This window comes from Xanthomarina sp. (genome assembly GCF_035306705.1).
In the GTDB taxonomy this organism is placed as follows: domain Bacteria; phylum Bacteroidota; class Bacteroidia; order Flavobacteriales; family Flavobacteriaceae; genus Xanthomarina.
Map to the genome: position 1 here is coordinate 1 of NZ_DATGNO010000026.1, position 20,523 is coordinate 20,523.

Below are 20,523 nucleotides of genomic sequence, written 5' to 3' on the forward strand. Positions count from 1 at the left end.
CACTTACCTGTTTTACAACTGAATTCGATTTAATATTTAAAATAGAATGTGCTGGATTTGGATAAAGTTTTATGTCGCTTTTACCCATTTCGAAATTATCCATACCTAAAGTAGCACCATACTCGTAAGGACCCATATCTACGGTATTATTAAAAATTCTATCGTATCCTAACAAATCTGTAGTCATTCCTGCTAAAACTTTAGCGTTATTGCCAGAATCTATGGCAGGAGAACCTGAATTTAAAGTAAAATCTTTGTTTGAAGCATCTATAAACATTGGATTTGCATTCATTGTGTTTGTTAAACTACCAGCTGGAATTGAAGAAAAACCATCTTGACCAATGCTATTATTAACCATAATATTTTGTCCTAAATTAGTAATAATTCCAGTTATAGATTTAGCAGTAGCACCTCCTGCAGCTGTGTTTCCCCAAAAAACACAATTAGAAACTTCTCCAACAAATGCTCCATTTGAATATGCAAAACCAACGGTAGCTCTTGAAAAATTATTTAGGCCAGTGGCAGTTCCTAAATCTTGGTTTCCAGAGTAGGTGTTATTTATTAATTTACAATTCATTGTAGAACCACTTTCTACAGCTCTAAACCATCCTGCACTTCCTGCATAACCTTTAGCTGCTCCATTATCTTTAGCCACATTACCATGAAACAATGAATTAACCACTTCAAAATTGGCAGTAAAATTAACACCTGTATAACTGTATATAGCAGATCCATGATTTGCTAAGTTATTTTCAAAAATAGTTTGATGTACTTTTAATGTACCATTAGCTTCGTATCGTGCAAAAACACCAGCGGCTGCTTCCCATGCCACATTGTTTTTAATGATGCAATTGTATATATCAAGATTGGCTACCGTAAAACTTTTAAAAATAGCGCCTCCCGATTTTTGCGTTGCACCATTAGCATGAGCGTCTGAAATTGTAAAACCATCGATAGTTGTATTATTTCCAACAACCGTTATTACATTGTAAGCGTTGTCATTTCTTGTTGCATTAACAAATTCTAAAACACTGTTGTCATTACCCAATAAATCTCCTGACAAAATAGTGGTATTATTTCTAAAATCTCTGTCGGTTAAATTTGTTTCTGTCCCATTAAAACCGCCATAAAGTTTTACACCATTTTGTGGTATTATAAAAGTAATAGTCCTATTTGTAGCATCTGGTTTGTATGTTCCTTGTGCTACCCATATTTCTTCATTTGGTTGCACTAAAGCTAGAGCATTTGTTAATGAGTTATAAGCGTTTGCCCAATCTAACCCATTATTAGTTCCTATTGCCGCTGCATTTACATAAACTCTTCCTAAGGGTCTTTCTGTTTTAAATAAAACACTGCTAGACCAAGCTGTAGGAATTACACATTGTTCTCTTAAATAAACAAGATACTCTGTAAAAACGTCTAAACCGGATAGGTTAGTTGTGGCCGATACATTTGGTAATATTACCGCAGATGAAAAAGGTTCGGAAGCTTTATGATATGCTAAATCATAAGTGCCACTTCCAGTCATATTAATATCTGCGCTAGTTTGCGTTATGTTAGTAGCACTAATTAAATTACTATTTGGTGCAAAACAATAGTTTCCAATTAATTGCTCTATTTCTGTTTGCGAAAGTTCACGATTATACGCATAAATGTCATCAATACTATCTGTGTATTTATTTATTGCTGGTAAATGATTATAACGACTGTTACCTATCGTAATATTCCCATTGGCATTTGGAGACGTAAAAATAGGCCGACCATTTATATTTTTAGCATTTTCAACACCATCTACATAAATTTTTGATCTTATATATTGATTTCCAGTGATAACGACAGGATTAAATAAAATTACAATATGATGCCAATTTCCATCGGCAATAACAGCAGGAAATTCATGTCCATAACTAGCCGGTTGAACTGGAGAATTAAAAAATTTCTCGTAATATCTACTTTCAAAAGCTATTTTTCCATCCTTTAAAAATATGTAATAACCAACATCGTCAGAATCAAAATGTGGTATCGTATTTCTTGAGCTATCGTCTATAATAGTTTTTCTATCTGCTGTATTCGTTGTAGTTTTCACCCAAAAAGACCATGTTAGATCAAAATTAGTGGTTGTACCTCCAAAATCTATATCACTTCTTGTTAAATAATCGCCATTTAAACTAATGGCATTGTTTGCATTTAATAACCGATCGTTTTCCGTGGTTAATGCTGTTCCTGTTTGTGTAAAGTTATTCCCATTGGCATCATCTGTTAATGCACCACCAGTAAACTCATACATGGCTTGTAAACCATTGAATGGAATTTGGGCAAAAGCGAAACTACTTACTAAAAGTAGTATTAAAAGTATTTTTGTTTTCATAATATAAATAGATTTATGGGTTATGAAAACAAATATGCGACTCAAAGTTGCTCTAATTTCGAACTTCTTTCTGAAAAGGCCCTCTCTTTTTCTGAATGGAAAGAACTCCGCATCTTAATTATTAAAAACTTGTTTAATAATGGTTTCAAACTCCTCTTTTTTAGTTTTTGAAACTGGAACCGTCTTATTATTTTGCATAATAAGATGGTAGCCATCTTTATTAGAAAAGGCTTTTATATGCTTTAAATTTATTAAATAAGAACGATGTGGTTTATAAAAATACGATTGATTGTGTAATTGCTCCACAAAATGTTTTAAGGGTTTACAAATAAGCTCTGTGGTTTTATCTTTAAGGTATATAGTTGTGTACATACCATCTGCTTCAAATAAAATAACATCTTCAAAAGAAATAAACAGCATACCATTAGGAACTTCTACCACTAATTTATTTAGTGCCAACTGACTAAATGCCTTTTTAAGATCTTCGAGTTTATGGTTAATTGTATACGCTTTTGCCACTTCTATGGCTTTGGTTGTAGCCTGTTTTAGTTCTTGAACATCTATAGGCTTCATTAAGTAATCTATAGCAGATAATTTAAAAGCTTCTATGGCATAATTACTATAAGCTGTTGTAAAAATAATTTGAAAACTGACAGGTTTACCCTCAAAAAACTCTAAAATTTGAAGTCCAGAATATTTTGGCATTTCAATATCTAAATACACAATATCTGGCTGTTCTTTTTCAATTATTGCAATACCTTCCAATAAGTCTGATGCTTGAAAAATAGCATCTATTTCTTTACATTCTTCTTCTAGCAAGCGTTGCAATAAACGTCTAGCTTTGTTTTCGTCATCTATAATTAAGGCTTTCATTTTTTAATTGATTTGCTGATTATTCTATACCTTGAATAGGAATAGGAATTGTTATTGTTATTCTAGTTCCTGATTTGCTTGTACTATTACTTAAGTCAAAGACTGTTACATGTATTTTTTGAGTTCTATTTATATTTAAAAGCGCCACGCGTTTTAAGTTAGCTGAAGTTGCAAATGGCGTATGAAATGCTCTATTTTTATTTATTTCTTTTGAAGCTTCTATACCTACGCCATTATCTTCAATAACACAGGTTAGTAAGTTATATTCTGTATTTAATTTGAAGGCAATTAAAAGTTTTCTATTTGTTTTTTTATGAAGTAAGCCATGTTTTAAAGCATTTTCTACATAAGGTTGAATAAATAATGAGGGAATTTTAATTTGAGATATAGCACTATTTTTATCCACCTCTATTTTATAGTCTAAGGCCTCTTCGAACCTATTTTTTTCTAATTCTAAATATAAATTTAGTGCTTTTATTTCTTCTCTCAACGTAATATTATCTTTCCGGCTATGCTCTAAATAAATACGAATAAGACGAGAAAATTTCACTAAAAATGTACTTGCCAATTCCTTTTCATTTAGCACTATATATTCTTGAATAGAGTTTAGAGCATTGAAAATAAAATGCGGATTCATTTGTGAACGTAAATTCTCTAATTGCGACAAAACCAATTGCTTATTTACAATTTCCTTTTCCAGTTGGAGTTTTTGATTAGCCTCCAAATTTTTTATTTTTTTTGTAAAGTACCAATACAATAAAACGCCTATTCCTATTAATAGTAGTCCGTAAAACCACCAGGTTTCCCAAAACGGTTTATTTATGGTAATCTTTATAGAGTTTGTAGATAAAGTTTCATCATTATTAGCTAAAAATGGTTTGACTTCAAACGTATAATCACCCGGTTTTAAACTATAATATGGCACGGTATTTTCAGAAGCATTTGCAACTTCCCAATCTGTTTTTTCTGCGCCTTCACTTACTAATCTATACTGGTATGTGTTATGTTTTCTAGACTTATAACCATTAGCGTTGAAACCTATTTTTATGTCATTTTTATAATATGGCAAATTGTAAGCTGCCTTGATAGTAGTATCATTTTTATCAATTTCTACTTTTGTAAAATAGACTTCGGGAATAGCCGTTTTTTTAAACGCTTTTAACTTATCAACACTAAAAATACCTTTGTTAGACGAAAACACAATGGTATTTTTTAAGATTTCAATACCATTAATTTTATAAGAAGGAATACCATCCTCTTTTGTCAATGTTTTAAATTCTTGCGTTTCAACATTTAGCTGTTGGATTCCTCTATCTGTAGTTATCCATAAGTTGTTACCATCTGCTTTTATTTGACCTGTTTCGTTAGATAACAATCCGTTTTTAGTAGTGTAATTTACAACCACAGCATTATTTTTTATACCAAAAATACCGTTGTTAAATGTAGAAACCCAAATCATTCCATTTTCGGTTTCTGTTATAGATAAAGCAAAAATAGAGCTGCCATCATTTAGAACAGCCGATTCTTTAAAATCGGAATCATAAGCTATTAATTGATCTGAATAGCCAACAAAAGCAGTTTTATAACGCTTGCTATAATGTGTAGTATAAGCACGTTTAAAACGCAACTTTTCAGGAAACTTATTTATCGTCCTTTGCTCTAAAAACCCTGCATTACTATATGATGCGTACAAATTTGTATTATTATCAACCTCTGAAAAACTCTTTATAGCGCCATAAATAAGCTCTTGTTCAAAAGAAAAATCATCTAAAGAAATAATACAAATACCTAAATCCAAACCTACATAAGCCTTATTGGTGTTTACATTATAAACTATGGCAGAAACAGCTTCATCTTTACTAATTGTGCTTATAGAGTAAGTGCCTTCTTTCAAGTTATAAACACCAACCTCACCTTTAACTGTTCCAAATAAAATGGAATCGTTATTTATTTTTGCAATACAAGTAATGGCATTAAGTTTATCTATTTCCCACTCTAAAACATTAATATTTGGAATTAAAAAAACACCATTACCAATAGTTGTTAACCAATAATTTTTATTTTTATCTACAATTACTTTTGTAATAAATTCATTTTTAAAAAGTGTTTTTTTATAAATAAATTCATCGTTTTCATAAGCGAAAACATAAATTCCAAAACGTGTTAAAAACCAAAGGTCCTCGTTATTATTAAAAACACCCAGTATTACTTTTGTGTTTAATTTTTCCGGTGTTTTAACAGGTTTAATTGTGTTAGTTTCAAAATTAAATTTGTGAAACTTGTTTTTTCCATTAAAATAAGAGAAAATAAAACTAGTTTTATTATTAAAAAACATGGTTGGCTTGTTTTTTAATCCTGAAGTAATAATTTTTTCTTGTTTTGAAAACAAAAATGGAATTTCATGTACCACACTAAAATTTTGATCCCTACATAGTATTCCATTATTTGTAATATAAACTAGTTTCCCATTATAAAACATTGGTCTTCCTATACAAGACGCTTCGTTATCTAGTAAACTTATTTCTTTAGTTTCTAAATTTACTTTATATGAAGATTTAAAACCAAAGACCAATAAGTAATCTTTTGTTACAATAAAGTTAGACAGCTGTGCATTAAGCTCCGCTTCAAGGTCTATAAATGTGATTAGTTTATCGTTTTCTACATAAAAAAACTGACCAGAGATATTGGTACACCATAAACGCCCTTTGTCATCTTCTTGAAGTTCGAAAACTGAAAGTGCTCTTTTGTCTTTATTAGTGTAGTTTTTATAGGTACTACCGTTATAACGATACAAACCTTTGTCCGCCGCTAACCAAACAAAACCTTTACTGTCCTCCAGAATATCATAAAACTCTATATCTGGCAAACCGTCTTTTTCTGTTAAATGAATAGATACGGGTTCTTGCCCTTGTAAAACAAGAGTCACAAAAAGTAATATATTTAGAAGGAGCCCTTTTATCAAATTGAAAGTTATTAATATGTGAATTTATGATTTCAGAATTATAATTGGACATCTAATTTTCTGAAAAGTGCTTTGTTTTTTCTGAAATAGTTTATTCTGAAGTATAAAAAAAAGAGAAGCCATAAATAGACTACTCTTTTACAAAAAAAGCTGATTAGCAGCCTAAAAATATTTCACAGAAATTCGCCGATATCACACAGCGCTAAACGGCGGGTATATTATTGATTTGAAAAATCAGGTGATTTAACAAAAACGGTTGAAAAACCTTACTGCTAGATTACCATACTTGAGATTATGACCCTTAGATACTTCAATAGAGATTAGCATTGCTAAAACTAAAGGTTTCCTAACTGCGCAGAAATTTAGTTCTCAGGAAAGCCATTTAAAGACATCGTTTCTAATTCTTGATTATCATTCTCAAAAATCAGAAAGACTTTTAATTCAGGATGTGTTTTTAAAAATTCCCTTACACCATCTACACCCATGGCCTTAAATGCTGTAGCATACGCATCGGCTATCATACAATCTTCTGTAATTACAGAAATACTTAACAAGTTTGTTTTACTAGGATATCCTGTTTTAGTGTCGATAATATGAGAATATTTATTACCGTTTTCATCTACTTTATATTTTCTATACGTTCCTGAAGTCGCCATAGATTCGTCGTGAAGTGAGATGGCTCTTAAAATGGATTGTTCGCCATCAAAATGCGGTTGCTCTACGCCTACTTTCCAATCGGCTTGCTTTTCTATATTTCTTCCTTTGGCGCGAATTTCACCACCAATTTCAACTAAATAATTAGCAATGTTTTTGCTTTCTAAAAACCAGCCAATAACATCTACGCCATAACCTTTGGCGATGGCATTAAAATCGATAAAGGTATTCGGATTTTGCTTTTCGATAGTTAGATTATGTCGGGTTACTTTATCGAGTCCGACGCTAAGCATGAGGCTGTCAATTTTTAAGCTATCTAAGCCTTCAATGGAACCTTCTGGACCAAAGTCCCATGCATTTACAATGGCTCCAATACTTGGGTCGAAAACACCTTCTGTTAGCTTATAAATCTCTTTGGAAGCGTCGAATACATGTGCAAAATGATCGTCGATAACATTTGATTGGTTTTTGTTTAATCTTGAAATATCGGAATCTGCCTGATAGGTGGACATGGATTTATTAATAATATGAAATAAACTATCGAACTGTTTCTGATAATTTACTTCAGAATCGTAAATAACCGAATAACTCGTGCCGAAAACTTCTCCAGACAATTGGCTGTTTTTTGGTTCTTGTTTACAAGAAACAACGAATGCTACAATTAAAAATAGAATAGCCAATTTTTTCATTTTCATATAAAATTTGAGGGTTTAATGAGATTGCGAAACTTCAACTGAGCTCTGTCCAGACTCGTAAAGTTGTTTTAGTTCAAGTTCGTCTCTAATACTTGAATGCCATTATATTCAATCAAGTATTCTTCGTTTAAATATATAGGTAAATCTTCACCATCTGGATTTCCCAGTCCAACTCCTGCATACAATACTTTAGCATCTTTTTCTATAGCGTGTTTTTTAAAGGATTCCATCCAAATAACATCATAATTATTGGGATTTTCTGGAAGAATGACTGCGCGAACAATAACAAAGAAATATTGTTTGGTCTTATCCATGCACACAAACTGTGGATGCTTTTTTAATTTACTATTAACAGCTATAAACTCGAAACCACGTTCTTCAAGTTCTTTTCCAACGAGATTCATGGCCAGATAATGTAATTCTTGTTCTGAAAGTGCTTTTTTCATAGTACAAAATTACTATTTATAAATTTGTTCCAATAAAATTTAAAAATTGTTTAACTATAAATTCGAATTCATAATCAAAAAGTGGTTTGCAATTATTGCGCTTCAATGTTAAAGTGTAATAAACATATCATTTAAAACCATCAAAATTAGTATCTTATAGTCTCAAAATTTAAAGCTAATACTATGAAATCGACAAAAAGATTAGACTTAGCCATTGAAAAACTATACACAGCTTTTCAAAATAACAGCTTACATCCAGAATGTTGCAAGCAATGTGCTGTTGGAAATATCTTGGATAACAACGATTCTTGGAAACATCTGTCTGACCAGCATGGTTCTTTAAACTTGAATTATGTGGGTTTGGTCAATCAGAATTTTGGAAGAAAATTTAACGGATATTCGCCTATAGAATTACTTCAAATTGAAGCCCAGTTTTTAAAAGCTTGTGGCTATCAACTTCCTCTTCATTATAAAAACAAGAGACCTAAAAACTCGACAGATAAGGATGTTCTGTTTTTAGGACTTTCAGCCGTAGTTAAATTTTTATGTCGGCTAGATGAACTTCCAGATGTTATGGATTGTTCGGAATTGTTTCAATATGAAATTAAACCCAAAGTCATAGAAAATTTAAATGTTATTTAAGCGACTTTAAATTGATGACATTTGAAAAGTATTTCGATGTGTTTATATAAAATAGACATCATGAAACGCTTTTTCTCCTTTTACGTTATTTTAGCCCTACTTTTTTTAAATTCTTGTGGCGATAAAAAAGAACAAACCGAATTTTCAGAATACGGTAGTGACCCTGAAAACAATATAGAAAATCAGGGAAATATTCCTGTACAGGGAAATTCAGAAGCAAAAAACTCTTCTGGTCAAAAAATAAAACCTTATTATGTCATGAACCAACAGTTTGGTATACCAGTTGGAGCCATGCCAATTCCCAGCTCTTGGAATAAAAAGGAACAAAATTCAGAAAATATTTATTTTGAAAGTTCAAATGGTGTACAAGTCTATGGTGAAGTTTCCAACTCATTTTTCTATTCGAATAGTGCAGAAAGAAATCAATACACCTTACAAACTGGAAGCCAAGTTAAACCTGTAAAAAGTGTACAACGTTTAATTGATGAAGAATTAAAGCCTTTAGTTGAAGCTCAGGGATTACAGTTTCGAAATCAGTTTCCTTTACCTCAGTTAGCGCAATTTGACAACAGGTTTAATAGTTATTTATTTAAATCCACTCCAGAACAAAGACAAAATGATTGCGTGGTTACCGAATGGGAAAGTCCAGATGGGAAGTTGATGATGGTTATTGTAAGATACTATATTGCACAATATACAAGTATTGGTGGTTTGGATTGGGGTTATACCTTAAACAGCATGTTGGCTCCAAAAGCTGAATATGACAATGCCAAAAATGCTTATATTAATTCGTTGGTTAACTTTGAAATAAATCCACAATGGGTTCAGGCACATAATCAATATTATGCCCAAGCAGCGCAGCAAAGTAATGCTGCACACCAAGGACGAATGGCAAATATCCAAGCGCAAGGAGAACGAAGCCGAGCTGCTGGAAGAGCTAGCAGTCAAGCTTTGGACAACCAATACAATGCCTGGAGATCTGGGCAAGCATCCTCCGATGCCAGTCATTCTAAGTATATAGATGGTATTTATGAAAGAAGAAACATGACAGACCAAAGCGGTAACATTTATAAAATTGACGGTTACGAAAACAACGTTTGGATGAATAACAACAACGAATATATTGCTACAGACAACTCTTTGTACAACCCAAATACTAATTCTACAACCAACAATTATAACTGGCAACAACTTGAAGAAACAGATAACGGTTACTAAAATTCTCAGTTTATCTTAATAAAATACACTTCGTCAAAAATGATGTGAATTATTACAATATTCTATTATCTTTAGATTAAGATGCAGAAAATTGAAAAATCACTTGAAGACAGACACAGATAACACTCAAATTATTGAGCTCATAAAAATTAATGATGAAGGTGTTTTAAAAACTTTATACCACAGCAATTTCCCTAAAATTGAAGCTTTTATTTTAAAAAATAATGGCACAAAGGATCATGCAAAGGATATTTTTCAGGAAGCTTTTATTGCCGTTTGGAAAAACGTAAAAGCCAATAAGTACACGCCACAAAACAATCATACCTTAAATGGCTATTTATATACCATTTCTAAAAATAAATGGATGGATTATTTACGCTCAAAACACCATAAAAAAACAGTGGTTACTTCTAAACTAAACCATTTTGAGATTTCCGATAAAGATCTTCAGGATAAACATGATGACATTTTAAAAGAAAACCGATTACAAGATGTCATGCAAGCATTTAAAAACTTAGGCTTGCCTTGTAAAAATTTATTGACCAAGTTTTATTTTGAAAAAAAATCCATGAATACCATTGCAGAAGAAATGCAATTAGATGCGGCATCCACTAGAAACAAAAAATACAGATGCATGCAAAAATTAAGAGAATTAGCCCTGAAAGACAATTAATAGCATGAAACCAGATTACAACATAAGCCAAGAAGCATTGGAACATATTGAGCGTTATATAAACAAAACCATGACGCTTGAAGAGTCTGCCGCTTTTGAAAAAAAACTTGAATCAAATTTAGATTTCAAAAAGCAAGTAGAAGATATAGAAACCATACTTTTAGGCATTGAAACACAAGCTTTAAAAGAAAAACTGGAAGAGTTCCATAACGAACTTCCTGAAACGGACATTCCAAGTAAAGAACCTTCAAAGCTTAAATACCTGAATTTTACCAAATTAGTTGCTGCAGCCGCCATACTAATCGCGGCAGGAAGTTTTTGGTATTTTAGTGAAAGCTCCAACACAAATCTTTATAGTAAATTTTACACTCCAGATCCTGGATTACCAACTACCATGAGTACTACGGACGATTTTACGTTTTACGATGCTATGGTAAATTATAAAAGAAAAGATTATATGTTGGCCCTCTCTAAATGGGAGTCACTTCTTAAAAATAAACCAGAAAACGATACACTAAATTACTTTATCGGTTCGGCTTATTTAGCGAAGGGAGACGAAAATCAGGCCATTCCATATTTACTATTAGTTAGTCAAAATGAAAAAAGTATCTTTAAAAACGAAGCCTTTTATTATTTGGGACTGGCCTATTTAAAAGCTGAGAATATAGAACTTGCTAAAAAAAATCTTAAATTTAGTACAATGGATAATAGCAAAGACATACTTTCTGAGTTAGAGGATTAACGAACTCGATTTCTATGGGAATAATTTTAAAAAACATGGTTTTTACCATGTTTATTTTTCTATTTATACTCAATTCACAAATCATTAATTCACAAAATGATTCTGTTAATGGCATCGCATATATTAAAAAGTTATTAGACGAAGACAACTTACAACAAGCCAAAACAGAACTAGAAAAACAGTTGGATGTTTACCGTGTAAAAAAAGAAACAGACAGTTTATTAAAATATGTAGCTCTAGTAGGGAGTTTTAAATTGGCCAATGGCAATCAAGACTTAGCCATAAAACGTGCCGAAGTTTTTGGCGAAGAATTAAAACAATACAACAGTCTGTATATTGACAAAGAAGTTTTGCTGGAATTAGCTTGGATTTACGACGATGCTGGCTATACTGAAAGAGCATATAAAACGGTCGAGAAAGCTTTAAAAACTGCCGAAAAAATCAAAGACCACAAGAAAGCCAAGATAAGTGTCATTTATCATAATCTAGGCTACTTAGCATCTAATCTTGGAGATATGGCACTGGCAAAAAAGCAATATGCTATTTCCATTAAAATGATGGAAAAAGTAGTAGATAAAGATTTTGAGTCCTTACAAAAAACATACAACTCCTTAGGTGGAATGATGTGGTATTCGGTGAAATTAGATAGTAGTCTTTACTATTTTAACAAAGCCTATAAAATGTTGGATAGCGTAGAAAAGAATCCCATGAACTCATATTATCGTCCAGCTATGGTAAAAATGAATATTGCTGTTTTAAATCATTCGCTTGGTCATGCAGACGATGCCATTGAAGCTTCGAAAGAAGTGATTAGCAGTTTTCAGAAATTTATAGATATTTCAACAGATGAATCTGGAAAACTGCGAGCAGCAAGACATCAATTAGCTGCTATAGATAATTTAGGCTCCTTTTATCACTCCATTGGAGAATTTGAAAGAGCCGACGAATTGATTAGCTATTCCTACAACAAAAAACTAAAAACACTCGCATTAGAAGATTTTAATATTACTATTTCGCAAATTATTTTAGCTCAAGCAAAAATAGGCTTACGCGATTTTGAAGGTGCTAAAAAATTTATAGATCAGGCTATAGAAAGAATTAACACAAGTAAAAGCACACAGTTTTATTGGCATGCAAGCGCCTTATCAACCAAAGCTGAAATTAGCAACGAGCTAAATGACTATGAAAGTGCCGAAAAACATTATAGAGCTGCAGATTCTTTGTACAGAATATCATTGGGCAAAAATGAATATAGCCGAGATTTACTAGATGAGATGATAGATATGTCGCAGTTTTATGCGAAAATAAATAAGGCTCAAAAAGCTATCTCTATGGCTGAAGAAAGTTATTATTTTGTAAAAACAAGCGATTTCAAAAACACGATACAAGGTTTTCATCATATTTTAAATTTAGCCGAAGTCCATTATAAATTAAAAGATTATAATCAGGCCATTATTTACAGCAATGAAGCTTTAAATCTATTGAATGATAAAAATCTAAGATCAACAAATTTCACGGATTCTATTCAAATTCAATATAGACAACCTAAAGCTCTATTGATTAATGCGAAATCAAAATATCATCTTCAAAATGAAAAATCGGAGGACTTTTTGACCGAATTATTAGATCAAATGGAAATTGGTGTTTCTATTTTAAGCAGGAGAAAGGAAATTATAAAATCTTACGACGACTTAAGCTTGCTCATTACCGAAAACAATGAGCTTTTTGACTTTTCAAAACAACTTCAATTAGATTTGTACCAGCTAACAAATAACGACGCATATCTTACCAACTTTTTAACCATTCACGAATCTAGTTTATACAATCGCATTAGATCTCGGTTAAACCTAAAGAACAATTTAGCTTTTGCCGATATTCCAAAGGAGGTAATTACTCGAGAAACCGCTCTAAAAAACAAGTTGAATGTTTCCAACGAAAATACAAACGACGGAAGTTTTGAAGCTTTTTTTAATGCCAATGAGAATTGGAATTCGTTTTTAGATTCTTTAAAAACCAACTATCCCAAATATTACAAAATGCGCTATGCATCTATTGAGGAGCCTTTAGACCATATTCAAAAAAATATTCCCAAAAACACAACAGTTATTCGTTATTTATTTAGAGGCAATAATTTATATGCCGTGGTTTTAAATGAAACAGAAAAACATCTTTTCAAATTGGATTATACCAATGTAAAATTCCATATCCAGAATTTAACAGAAACGCTATTGGATGTTAAAACAACTAGCGTACATCTCAATAATCTATACACTTCTCTTTGGCAACCCTTAGAAACTTTCATTAAAACAAAAAAGGTCCTAATAATTCCGGATGGCGAATTGTTTAATTTAAGTTTTGAAATGTTAACAGATAAACCATTGGTTTCTTTTGAAGAACTTAGTACAAATAGTCTCCTTTCAAAATATATTATTTCATATAATTACAGTTTATTCTTAATCGACAAGGTTAATAACGTTATAGGTTATAAAGATAATTTTATCGCTTTTGTACCAGAGTTTAACGATAAAATGAAACAAGATTACCGACTAAAAATTGAAGATTCTTTAGAAATTGACAAAGCTTATTTAACCCTTTTGCCACAACCATTCACAAAAGATCTAGCTAAAAAATCTTCTAAGCTTTTTAAGGGTGAATCTTTTTTAAATGAAAAATCAACAGAGAGAATTTTTAAAAATAGTGCCAAAGAACATAAAATTATTCATATTGGCACTCATGCCGAATCCAACAACCTGTCTCCAGAATTATCGCGATTGGTATTTGCGAAATCTACAGATAGTACAGACGTAAACGACGATGGTTATTTATATACTTACGAAATCTACAATATCAATCTGTCTTCTAATCTAGCTATTTTAACTGCTTGCGAAACAGGTAAACCTACCTACCAAGCTGGAGAAGGAATGATATCTTTAGCACACGCTTTTAATTATGCGGGAAGCGAGAGTATTTTAACCAGTCTTTGGAAAGTGGATGAGCAATCGAGTGCAGAAATCATTGCTCATTTTTATATTAATATTAAAAAAGGCATGGATAAAGATGAAGCTTTACAACAAGCTAAATTAGCTTATCTTAAAACAGCAAAAGGCCGAACCTTGAATCCACAATATTGGGCCGGCTTGGTTATTATTGGCGACACAACTCCTATTGAGATGGCTACTTCATCTAATATTATATATTGGATTCTAGGCTTTGTAGTGTTATTTATTCTTGTTTATATGTTAAGAAAACAGACTAAAAAACAATAAAAGGCTGTCAATAAAAATTAACAGCCTTTTGTGGACTACTAAAAAAATAAGCAATCCCTCTCCAAGATTAATAGCTACATACACATCGTTAGATTTACAAAATGTGAGCAAAAAAGAAAAGGTTATCAGTATCCTGTTAACCTTTTCACTAAAAACTATACTAATTTAGGCTCCCTACCAAAACTAATAGTACTTGATAATCGTATAACTTTGAGAATGTGAGCATATTATTTTATTTTTATTTTCACAAAGTCCATTCTGTTTCTATTTAAAACGTAAAAAAGGTTATCAATTACTAATCGATAACCTTTTTGTTGAACTAATTAAGTTGTAGATCAATTATTTATTGTTTTATTAGTCGTTTTACCAAGTTGGAAAATTCGGAGTAAATCTTCACAAAGTAAACACCACTAGCATAATCTTGGATAGAAATGGTTTTACTAATTCCCATATCCTCCAAATTAATTTCTTGAATTACGCTTCCTTTAACATCTATAATAATAGCTGATTTTAATTGCTGATTGCCATTGTTTTTTAATGTGACGTTTTGATTTGCAGGATTTGGATACATTAAAATGCTAGCATCGGTTAATTCATAAGAATCGATACTTAAAGTAACCTCTACATCAAATGAACATACTGCCGAGTTTCCTGAAGAATCAGATACTGTAACCATAACACTAGTAGTTCCAGTAACTACAACTGCACCTGGAGCAGGAACCTGAACCACAGTACTAACAGAGCAATTATCTGAGGCAGTAACCTCGCCTGACCCAAAATAATCAGGAATGGTATACCCTGTTTCACTATCGCCAACAACTGTAATATTTCCTGGACATGTTGAAATAACAGGATCAATTAGGTCTTCAACAGTTATTGTAGTATTAGCGCTTGCAGAATTTCCTGCTTCGTCCATAACTGTTAGAGTAACTGTATTGTCCCCTAGATTTGCACAGGTAAAATTTGTTACATTTAAAGCTAGAGTTAAATTTGCTGGTAATGTACAGTTGTCTGTTGATCCATTATTTATCTGACTTGCAGTAATAGAAGCATTTCCAGAAGCATTTAATTGAACAGTAACATTTTGAGTAATAACATCAGGTGCTATAATATCTGCTTTCCCAGAAATAGTTAACATCACATTTTTATCAGTAGGGTAGGTAACATTGAAAGTATAATGCTTACAGCCATAATCTCCATAAACAGGGCTTGTAAGGTTTTTAGTAGCAATGATTCCACTAACCGTTGCAATGGTAAAACTATCTCCTACATTGGCATCAAAACCTAAAGCAATATTTACCTGTCCTTCAAAAACAGCATTGGTTCCGGTAACATTCATAAAATCATATTCTTGGCCTTGAACTAATCCATTTAGTTCTACATCTAGAACGGAAGTTTAGGATGATTTATAGGTTCCTAAAACATTTAAAACCCCTGGAGAACCTCCTGGTGCAAAAGTTCCATTGTTGGTGAAATTAGTAGCAGTAGGAAGATCTATGGTCCCAATTCCTTTAACCACACCATCAATACTATTTGTAAAATTAAAATTATCGGAAAACTCGAGCTCTCCAGACAGGATATCTATAATTCCCGAATTCGTACTAACAGCTGTAATTGAGGTGGTAGCTGTTCCTTCTGATTTAGTTAACAGACCAATATTATTAAAAACATGAGATGATCCACCATTGTATGAAAGAAAATTACCATCAGATTTTAAATCTATAACTCCTAAAGCTTGATTGTTAACAATCCCGTCATTAACAAATAAGACTCCTGTGCTTTCGTAATTAATCTGACCATTATTATTGAGAACGGAGTTGTCTTGAATATATTTACTTGCTGTGGTTAGTAAAGTTATTTTTCCTTCATTAGTTAAAGTACCTCCTCCTTTTAAATTGCCATTCTTCCAATGGACACCTGTTGGTCCTATAAAATTAAATATAGCGTTGGTATTTACTGGTACCTGAACCTCATTGTTCCAAATTAGTTCTCCATTTAAATTACCTTCCAAAGTACCATTACAAACTATTTGAGCATTCCATTGCAGTACACTGCCACTCAAAACATTATAGGTTCCATTAGATAGATTTTTTGTTAATCCTGAAAAATTAAGAATACCACTTTCCACACTAATGGTTCCATTGTTATTGTTCACTAATATATCTACGCTTGATGCGCCAGTTGTTGTAGTACGTTTTAACAAACCAAAATTATTCAAAATATGTGTGGATCCCCCATTATAGGCCATGCTTGTCCCATCTGCTTTAAGGTCCATAATTCCAGTTGGCTGATTATTTACGGTTCCATTATTTATAAACATAACTCCAGAACTTTCGTAATTTATAAGCCCTTCATTATTTAAAATGGTATTTGAATTTATGTATTTACTACTGGTGCTAAGCAACGTTATTTCACTTTTATTAACTAAAATCCCCGCTCCGTCTAGGCTTCCATTTACCCAATGGACACCTGTTGTTCCCGTAAAATCAAAATTTGCAGTAATTTCTGAGGGTACATTCACTTCAGCATTCCATATCAATTGTCCATCTAAATTACCCGTTAAATTACCAGTGAGTATAATTTGTGAATTCCAATTTAAGCTACTTCCAGCATTAACATTATATATCCCATTATTTAAATATTTGGTTAAGTTTATAAAGTTAAGGTTACCACTTTCTACTAAAATGGTACCATCATTATTGTGCAAATAGATACTTATAGTAGATGTGCCTGTTGGCACGTTACTTTTTATTAATCCACTATTATTCAAATCGTGCACAGAACCTCCATTGTATGATATATTATTCCCATCAGCTTTTAAATTGATGATTCCAGTGGCTTCGTTATTGATTGCACCATTATTAACAAACAAAACACCACTGCTCTCAAAATTGATATCTCCATTATTGGTTAAAACGGAATTAGTATTTATGTATTTGCTATTAGTAGTCAATAAAGTAATTTCACTTTGGTTAATTAAAGTTCCACCGCCATTCAAATTCCCATTAGACCAATTAACTCCAGTAGTTCCAGTGAAATTGAATGTAGAAGTTGTATTATCGGGTACATTAATCTCGTTATTCCATAAGATTTCACCATCAAGAACACCATCTAAGGTTTCTGAGCAAATAATTTGAGTGTTCCAAAGAAGTGAACTGTTGTTTGCTACATTATAGGTTCCTCCTGTTAAATTTTTTGCAAGTCCTCTAAAATTAAGAATTCCGCTTTCTACAGTAATAGTTCCTGAATTGTTATTCAACACAATGTTAATACTGGATGTACCTGAAGTAACAGAACGTTTTATCAAACCATAATTGTTTAAAATATGAGTAGAACCTCCATTATAAGATATATCATTACCGTCTGATTTTAGATTAAGAAGCCCACTTATCTCATTATTAATAGTGCCTTCATTAACAAAAAGAACACCTGTATTTTCAAAATTGATGACACCTTCATTTGTTAAAACCGTATTTCCATTTATATAACGGGAGTTGGTTTCTAGCATTGTAATCTTATTCATATTAGTAAGTATTCCACCACCTTGCAATGCCCCATTATTCCAATGGACACCTGTATTACCAGTAAAATTAAATGTTGCTGCTACTGGAATAGAAACATTACCTACCCAATTTATTGGTCCATTAAGACTTCCTGTCAAGACTCCTTCGCAAGTAACAGTGTTTGCCCAGTTTAAAGAAGAATTTGCACTCACATTATATATACCCCCAGTTAATTTTATCAATGCGAAATTTAATGTTAATTCGCCTGCTTGAACATTAATAGTTCCTCCATCATTGTGGAGTTCTGATTGAATAGTAGCTATACCAGTAGCCGATGTGCGCTTAAGGAGCCCATAGTTATTAAATATATGGTTTGACCCTCCATTATAACTAATAAGGTTGCCAGCTGTTTGCAAATCGATAATCCCTGAAGTTCGATTGTTTAAAGTTCCATTATTGATAAACAAAGTACCTGTGCCGGTAAAATTAATGGTTCCTAGGTTATTTAAAACAGTGTTGTTATCAATGTATTTAGAACCTGTTGTAGTAATATTTATTATTCCATTATTAGTTAAAGTACTACCCCCATTAATGCTTCCATCAGAAAAGATAATGGTTGTGTTTGCACCAAAAGAAGAAGCGTCCGTAAAATTTAGTGTGCTATTAATGGTAAATAAAGCATTTCCTTGAACACTAATAGATTTAGTAGTTCCAGTTACATTAAGGACAGCTGTACTCCCTGTAGGAATAACAACATCGTTAATTGCCGTTGGTACAGCATTCAAACTCCAATTGGCTACAGTATTCCAATTGTCGTTGGCTCCAGCACCAATCCAAGTGTTGGTTTGTGCGTTTACTGTTATACACAAAGTACAGAACAGTGATAACATCAGTAAAATTTTTTTCATTTGATTATGTTTTAAGAGTTAAACTACTGTCAAATGCCATTCAGAATTCTTAAGATTTAAATGTAAACATGAAGGATTCCTCGTGTCTTGATTAATAGCATGTAATTGATTATACAAGTACATCGAAACAAACTTAAAATGTGAGCGAAAATTTTAAAATAAAAAAACCCAACATTTTCATGTTGGGCTTTAAATTCCTGAAAAGTCAGGAGTCAATTTTATATTGGAAGAATCTTCTATTAGATTCCTGTTTGCACAGGAATATTATCCTCCAAAGTCGTCGAAACGAATATTCTCATCTGGGATTCCGAAATCCTCTCCCATTTTCTGAACGGCTTTGTTCATTAATGGAGGACCACAGAAGTACAATTCAATATCTTCTGGAGTTTCATGATGGTCTAAATAGTTTTCAATAACACAGTTATGAATGAATCCTACAAACCCATCTCCAGGCGCATCGATATTTTCTTTCACTTTCCAGTTATCTTCTGGTGCAGGTTCAGATAATGCCAAATAGAATTTAAAGTTAGGGAAATCTCTCTCTAATTCATGGAAATGCTCTAAGTAGAACAACTCACGTTTAGAACGTCCACCATACCAATAAGTTACTTTTCTACCAGTTTTTAAGGTTTTGAATAGGTGATATAAGTGAGAACGCATTGGCGCCATTCCAGCTCCTCCACCAACATATAGCATTTCTGATTGAGACTCATTAATAAAGAACTCACCATAAGGTCCAGAAATAATTACTTTATCTCCTGCTTTCTGATTAAAAATATAAGAAGAAGCAATTCCTGGATTGACATCCATCCAACCGCCTTTTGCGCGATCGAAAGGTGGAGTTGCAATTCGAACATTTAACATAATCTCACGTCCTTCTGCTGGATAAGAAGCCATAGAATAAGCTCTTTCTACAGTTTCCGTGTTTTTCATCACTAATGGCCAAAGCTTAAACTTGTCCCATTCTGCTTGAAACTTATCTGGTGTTTCATGCTCTTCTGGATGAGCTGTAATGTCCATGTCTTCAAACTTTATCTCACAAGTTGGAATTTCAATTTGAATATATCCACCAGCTTTATATCCCATGTCTTCAGGAATTTCAACAACAAATTCCTTAATAAATGAAGCTACATTATAGTTACGTACAACGGTTGCTTCCCATTTTTTAATACCAAACACTTCTTCAGGAATGGTAATTTCCATATCTTGTTTTACTTTTACCTGACAAGATAAACGAACTCCGTCTTGTAATTCTCTACGGGTAAAATGAGGTGTTTCTGTAGGAAGAGCTTCACCTCCTCCAGATAAAACATGACATTCGCATTGAATACATGTTCCACCACCACCACAAGCGGATGGTAAAAATATTTTTTGTGAACTTAACGTAGTTAATAAACTCCCACCAGAAGCTACTTGAATAGTTTTCTCTCCATTAATTATAATCTTTACTGGACCAGATGGCGATAATTTTTGTTTTACAACTAATAACAACGCAACTAATAACAATGTAATTATTAAGAAAGCGACTACTGTTATAATAACTGTCCCTAAGGTACTTGCTGCTAATACTATC

The 20,523-nt window shown here is 32.3% G+C and carries 13 protein-coding genes; 5 read left to right on the top strand and 8 right to left on the bottom strand.

Features of this window, described 5'->3' with window-relative positions; all coding sequences use genetic code 11:
- The 5 genes from VKY47_RS01935 to VKY47_RS01955 form a co-directional block, all read right to left on the bottom strand.
- Nucleotides 1–2,368: LamG-like jellyroll fold domain-containing protein (locus tag VKY47_RS01935; RefSeq protein ID WP_324309917.1), on the bottom strand; the 2,368-nt coding region annotated here is incomplete at its 3' end.
- A 114-nt stretch (nt 2,369–2,482) separates the two neighbouring features.
- Nucleotides 2,483–3,241 carry a LytR/AlgR family response regulator transcription factor gene (locus VKY47_RS01940; protein ID WP_324309919.1) on the bottom strand — a complete coding sequence of 253 codons (759 nt, stop codon included), beginning with the start codon at nt 3,239–3,241 and terminating at the stop codon, nt 2,483–2,485.
- A gap of 19 nt (nt 3,242–3,260) precedes the next feature.
- Nucleotides 3,261–6,167, bottom strand: coding sequence for a sensor histidine kinase (locus VKY47_RS01945; protein ID WP_324309921.1), 2,907 nt, complete (start codon nt 6,165–6,167; stop codon nt 3,261–3,263).
- A gap of 398 nt (nt 6,168–6,565) precedes the next feature.
- Nucleotides 6,566–7,552 carry an FAD:protein FMN transferase gene (locus VKY47_RS01950; RefSeq protein ID WP_324309923.1) on the bottom strand — a complete coding sequence of 329 codons (987 nt, stop codon included), beginning with the start codon at nt 7,550–7,552 and terminating at the stop codon, nt 6,566–6,568.
- A gap of 68 nt (nt 7,553–7,620) precedes the next feature.
- Nucleotides 7,621–7,998, bottom strand: a complete 378-nt coding sequence (locus VKY47_RS01955; RefSeq protein ID WP_324309925.1) for a Na(+)-translocating NADH-quinone reductase subunit F — start codon at nt 7,996–7,998, stop codon at nt 7,621–7,623.
- 183 nt (nt 7,999–8,181) lie between these two features.
- On the opposite strand from VKY47_RS01955, the gene VKY47_RS01960 reads away from it, so the two are divergent.
- The 5 genes from VKY47_RS01960 to VKY47_RS01980 all read left to right on the top strand — a co-directional run bounded on the left by VKY47_RS01960 (nt 8,182) and on the right by VKY47_RS01980 (nt 14,539).
- Nucleotides 8,182–8,640, top strand: a complete 459-nt coding sequence (locus tag VKY47_RS01960) for a Na(+)-translocating NADH-quinone reductase subunit F (RefSeq protein ID WP_324309926.1) — start codon at nt 8,182–8,184, stop codon at nt 8,638–8,640.
- Nucleotides 8,641–8,700: 60 nt separating this feature from the next.
- Complete coding sequence (locus VKY47_RS01965; protein ID WP_324309928.1) at nt 8,701–9,858, top strand: hypothetical protein; 1,158 nt, start codon at nt 8,701–8,703, stop codon at nt 9,856–9,858.
- A gap of 103 nt (nt 9,859–9,961) precedes the next feature.
- Nucleotides 9,962–10,531: an RNA polymerase sigma factor gene (locus VKY47_RS01970; RefSeq protein WP_324309930.1), complete on the top strand. Its 570-nt coding sequence runs from the start codon at nt 9,962–9,964 to the stop codon at nt 10,529–10,531.
- A gap of 4 nt (nt 10,532–10,535) precedes the next feature.
- Nucleotides 10,536–11,273 (top strand): tetratricopeptide repeat protein, encoded by a 738-nt coding sequence (locus VKY47_RS01975; protein ID WP_324309932.1) that lies wholly within the window; start codon nt 10,536–10,538, stop codon nt 11,271–11,273.
- Between the two features lie 14 nt (nt 11,274–11,287).
- Nucleotides 11,288–14,539: a CHAT domain-containing protein gene (locus tag VKY47_RS01980; protein WP_324309934.1), complete on the top strand. Its 3,252-nt coding sequence runs from the start codon at nt 11,288–11,290 to the stop codon at nt 14,537–14,539.
- Between the two features lie 343 nt (nt 14,540–14,882).
- Here VKY47_RS01980 and VKY47_RS01985 read toward each other — a convergent pair whose 3' ends face one another.
- The 3 genes from VKY47_RS01985 to nqrF form a co-directional block, all read right to left on the bottom strand.
- The gene (locus VKY47_RS01985) at nt 14,883–15,878 is read right to left on the bottom strand and encodes a T9SS type A sorting domain-containing protein (RefSeq protein ID WP_324309936.1); all 996 of its coding nucleotides are present in this window, start codon (nt 15,876–15,878) and stop codon (nt 14,883–14,885) included.
- Between the two features lie 57 nt (nt 15,879–15,935).
- On the bottom strand, nt 15,936–18,950 hold the full coding sequence (locus VKY47_RS01990; protein ID WP_324309938.1) for a beta strand repeat-containing protein: 3,015 nt from the start codon (nt 18,948–18,950) through the stop codon (nt 15,936–15,938).
- Between the two features lie 264 nt (nt 18,951–19,214).
- Nucleotides 19,215–20,522: an NADH:ubiquinone reductase (Na(+)-transporting) subunit F gene (gene nqrF, locus VKY47_RS01995; RefSeq protein ID WP_324309973.1), complete on the bottom strand. Its 1,308-nt coding sequence runs from the start codon at nt 20,520–20,522 to the stop codon at nt 19,215–19,217.
- Nucleotide 20,523 lies beyond the last annotated feature (1 nt).